The 4,466-nt window shown below is 66.1% G+C and carries 4 protein-coding genes; 1 reads left to right on the plus strand and 3 read right to left on the minus strand.

Features of this window, described 5'->3' with window-relative positions; genetic code table 11:
- Positions 1 to 378: 378 nt before the first annotated feature.
- Together CSC64_RS13635 and CSC64_RS13640 are read right to left on the minus strand one after the other, a co-directional pair.
- Positions 379 to 2,205, minus strand: coding sequence for a DUF2075 domain-containing protein (locus CSC64_RS13635; protein ID WP_162435877.1), 1,827 nt, complete (start codon positions 2,203 to 2,205; stop codon positions 379 to 381).
- 29 nt (positions 2,206 to 2,234) lie between these two features.
- Positions 2,235 to 2,483 carry a hypothetical protein gene (locus tag CSC64_RS13640; RefSeq protein WP_162435878.1) on the minus strand — a complete coding sequence of 83 codons (249 nt, stop codon included), beginning with the start codon at positions 2,481 to 2,483 and terminating at the stop codon, positions 2,235 to 2,237.
- A 31-nt stretch (positions 2,484 to 2,514) separates the two neighbouring features.
- Here CSC64_RS13640 and CSC64_RS13645 point away from each other — a divergent pair, with 31 nt between their 5' ends.
- Positions 2,515 to 3,069, plus strand: coding sequence for a DUF2058 domain-containing protein (locus CSC64_RS13645; RefSeq protein ID WP_162435879.1), 555 nt, complete (start codon positions 2,515 to 2,517; stop codon positions 3,067 to 3,069).
- On the opposite strand, the gene CSC64_RS13650 is transcribed toward CSC64_RS13645, so the two are convergent.
- Entirely contained in the window at positions 3,041 to 4,216 is a 1,176-nt protein-coding gene (locus CSC64_RS13650) for a Fic family protein (RefSeq protein WP_162435880.1), read from the minus strand. The two genes, CSC64_RS13645 and CSC64_RS13650, sit on opposite strands and share 29 nt — an antisense overlap.
- Positions 4,217 to 4,466: the final 250 nt, after the last annotated feature.

Here is a 4,466-nt window from a genome sequence, read left to right on the forward strand (position 1 = left end):
CCTCGGCCTGCTTGAGCACCGCGATGATCTGGCTGTCGGTAAAGCGGGACTTCTTCATGGAACCTCCTCGGGAAAGCGTACGAGAAAATTCCACTTCTGGCTTCAGCTAACCGGTGGGGGGATTACCGCTGGATCGAGACTGCGAACTAGCTCGACCGGATTAGGCTTCGCGTCTTCTACTAATAGCTCCCCCTCGTCTGCTGCGTCCTTGAGGTAAAAGTATGTTTCGAGGAGTGTGCGTATGGTGGAATCACGCTCCATAGACTTATTTCTATGCTTGATGTCGAGGGCGACTGACCTTAGCGCATCAAGGAATGAGATCAGTTCGCCAAACATGGTTTTCTCCAAGAGTAGGATGGGACTGCGGCGAAGTTGGGACTAGGAAGCGTATACGTAGCACCCTTTCATCCCCCGACTCATCAGCGTCTTGTACGTATTCCGCACGATCAGCTCCAGCCGCTCGCGCGTGGCGTCGGGGTCATCCTTCATCAGCGTCTTCCAGCCGCGCACCGAGCGGTCCATCCGCGAGCGTGACTCGGGGAAGACCGTCGGCTTGCCATCGATCCATCGCAGGTCAGGCCCGATGATCACGCCGACGTAGTCCAGCTCCAGGCCCTGGCAGGTGTGGATGCAGCCGACCTGCTCGACCGAGTCGGGCGCGATGATCCAGAGGCTGCCGTCCTTGTCGAGGTTCCACTGCGCCTTGTAGTCGTGTTCGGAGATCTCGATGTCCCAAGCGTCCGGATTCTTCTTGCTCTTCCAGTCCCAGCAGTAGCCGGCGACGACGCGGGCCTTGTTGTTGAGTCTGTTCTTCTCGCGGATCAGGGCGTGCAGCTCGACCGGGGAATCGATGATCCGGAAGTCGAAGCTGTCGCGGTCGAAGTCGGTATTGGCGCTTTCGCGCAGGCCGAGGAAGTTGTCCAGCCAGGCGATGTAGCCGTCCGAGCCGGCGCAGCGGAACTGGGAGGCCAGCTCCAGCTGGGTGACTTCGGCGCCGGCCATGTGCGCCCAGCGCTCTAGCTCTTCGGTGCGGCCGATGTCGGACAGGGTCACGATCTGGTCGTCGTCGGCGAAGAACACCGTGCAGCGGGCGCTGCGGATCAGTTCCATGATCTGGTTCTGGCCGAGGTTGCCGTACAGGCCACTCTTCTCGTTGAGGCGGTGGGCCTCGTCCACCACCAGCGTGTCGAATACGTTGGGCTGGGATTCGTGGAAGCCGCCGGAGCCGGCGAACAGGTTGCCGATCTCCACCTGGCGCAGGTGCCCGGCCAGCTTCTCCTTGTAGACCGCGCGCGGCGCGGCGTTCTTGGAGACGTATTTGGTCAGCTGGCCGCGCTTGGTCAGCTCGACCAGCAGGTTCACCGCCACCACCGACTTGCCGGTGCCGGGGCCGCCCTTGACGATCACCACCTGTTTGCGCGCATCGCTGGCCTGCGCCGCCTTGGCCAGACAGGTCTCGTAGACCAGCTTCTGGTCGTCCACCAGCACGAACTCGCGGTTGCCCTTGAGCATCTTCGCCAGGCTGTCGGCCAGCATCTTCGAGGGGCGAATGCGGCCGTTCTCGATCTCGTAGAGCAGGGCGCCGTTGTCGCCCTTGCGCACATGCTGGCGGATGAAGGCGCGCAGCTTGTTGAGTTCGTCGGTGCCGTCGAGGAACACCGGTGCCTTGTCCAGGTACGCGGCGTAGTGCGGGTGGCGGATGACGCCGTCGTCCCGGTAGTTGTGCAGGTAGGCGCAGGGCGCCAGTCCGGTGCCTGATTCGTAGACGGCCTCGTTGAAGCCGTTGAGCAGGGCGGCGTAGGACCAGGCCTGGTAGCTGGGGTGGGTGCCTTCGACCTCGGCCCGGCCGCCGCGGTTGGCGATGATCACCCCGTCCTTGTCGCTGATGCGCGAGGTGGACCACTGCTTGAGTTCGACGATGACCACGTGCGGGGTGTCGTCCTCGGCCTTGCCCGAGAGGATGAAGTCGATCCGCTTGGCGGTCTGTGGGATGCCGAACTCCACGCCGACGCCGATGTCGTCCGGGATGCCGGTGTCGCGCAGCACCCTGGCCATGGCAACGAGAGAGTTGCGCCAGGCTTTGAACTCCGATTGCGAAGCGTAGCGCTGGGTCTTCTGCACGAAGGCTCGCTCGACCACATCCTCGATCTGGTCGTGGTCGCAGTCGTGCAGGAACTTAGATTTGGTCGCCTGGTAAACGATCACGCCAGCCTTCCCCCTTCGGCTCGCCGGTCTCAGAGTTCGGTGTACTTCCTGCTGCTGCCGCGCGCCTTGTCCGACGGGCACCTGTCGGCGTTGATCGCCTGCTTTTCCCGGGCCACTTGCAGCGGGTCGATGCCCAGCCGGTCGGACAGTTGCAGCAGGTACAGCGTTCCCTCCCCGGGAATGTGACGCCGTTCGAGTATAGGCGAGGAGGGCGGTGCCACACCGGATGTGGGGGCGTGCCGCACACGGACCCGTACTACGCCCGGGATCACTATCATGTGCTGCATTCCCCACACCCCGCGGTGCCCCATGGCCAAGGCCAACCCCCTCCAGGAACAGTTGCTCAAGGCCGGGCTGGTCAAGAAGTCCAAGGTAGCCGAGGTGGCGCGCGAGCAGGCCAAGGCGCGCGGCAGCAAGGGCGGCGCGGCCGGTCCGAGCGAGATCGAGCTGGAAGCGCAGCGGGCGCGGGCGGAAAAGGCCGAGCGCGACCGCGCGCTGGAGGCCGGACGCAAGGCGCAGGCCCAGCAGCGCGAGCTGCAGGCGCAGGCGCGGCAGATCGTCCGCGACCGCAAGCTGCCGCGCAGCGGCGAGGTGGAGTACCGCTTCACCGCCGCCGGCGCGATCCGCACCCTGCTGGTGGACGAGGGCCAGCGCCGCAAGCTGGCCTCCGGTGCGCTGGTGATCGTCGATGCCGGCGAGGGCTTCGCGCTGCTGCCGCGGGTGGCGGCCGACCAGGTACGCCAGCGCGATGCGTCGATGATCGTGCTCGACCATGGACAGGCCTCGACCGAACCGGTCGATCCGGATGACGAGGACGCGGCCTACTACGCGCAGTTCAAGGTGCCCGACGACCTGATGTGGTGAGCGGGATCGCCGCAGCGCCGCCGCCGGCGGGTGCATCGATCGCATAGCGGGTGCTGCGACCCCCTCCCGGCAGTCGCCGCAGGCAACCTTTTTCCAGCAGGTCGGCCAGGTGCCGGGTGGCCGTGGCCTTGGATACCTTCGCCACGGCCTGGTACTGGCTGGCGCTGATGCCGTGCTCGAAATCGCCATCGAGCAGCCGGTTGAGCACTTTCACCTGTTCGGCCGACAGGACCTGGCTGCGATGGGTCTGCCAGAAGCGCGTCCTGGCCAGCACGCCATCGATGCGATGCAGGGCCTGCACCAGGCTGTCGTGCAGGGTCTGCAGGAACCATTGCAGCCAGGCGGTGATATCCAGTCCGCCCTTCTGGCTGGATTCGAGGATGCGGTAGTAGCCGGCGCGGTCGGCCAGGATGCTGGCCGACATGGCGTGGAAGCGGATCACCTGCGGCTGGGCCTGGGCCAGGGCCAGGTCGGTGAGGGCGCGGGTCAGGCGGCCATTGCCGTCGTCGAAGGGATGCAGGGTGACGAACCGGAAGTGGGCGATGCCGGCGCGCAGCAGTGGGTCCAGCGCGGGGTCGTGGCGCGAGCGCTCGAACCAGGCGAGGAAGTCGTCGAGCTGGGCGTCCAGTCCCTCGCGGGGTGGTGCCTCGAAGTGGACGGTGGGGCGGTCGATGCGGCCGGAGACGACCTGCATCGGTTCGTCGCCGCGGAGCATGCCCACGCGGATGCGCTGCGGGAGCAGCTGGTCGCGCTCGGGGAACAGCCAGCGGTGCCATTGCAGCAGCCGCGGCAGGTCGAACGGAGCGTCGGCCTGGCCGATGGCATCGAGCGTCAGCTCGGCCAGGCCTTCGCTGCGCGGCGTGGGCCTGCGCGGTGCCGGTTCGGCCAGGCCCAGGTGGCGGGCCAGCGAAGAGCGGACCGAGGCGGCATCCAGGCGTTCGCCCTCGATGGCCGACGACGTGATGATGTTGGACAGCAGGGTGTCCAGCGCCTCTTCGACCTGCTGGTCGCCGGCAACCAGGCCGGCCAGGCCGAGCAGTTGGCCCTGTGCCTGCTGGCAGGCGCGCAGCAGCGGCGCAAGCGCATCGGCCTGCCAGACCAGCCGGGGCCAGTCGGGGTGCTGCCAGATCCAGCGGGGTGCGACCATTTCGCATGCCTGTCGGGAGTGAGCCGAATGCAGGGGCTATTCGGCTCGTTGAGTGAGCCGAATATAAGTCATATTCGGCTCATGCGCCAACGATGGAGGCATGACTTCCGCCGCTGTCTCTGCCCCCCGGCACGACGCCATGATCGGATGTCCGCTCCTTCCCGCCCGTCATCCCTGCGAGGATCTTCATGCGTCGTACCCTGGTGGCCGCCATCGCGCTGGCCCTGGCTGGCAGCAGCCTGTCCATATC

It is taken from the genome of Pseudoxanthomonas koreensis (assembly GCF_010093225.1).
In the GTDB taxonomy this organism is placed as follows: Bacteria; Pseudomonadota; Gammaproteobacteria; order Xanthomonadales; family Xanthomonadaceae; genus Pseudoxanthomonas; species Pseudoxanthomonas koreensis.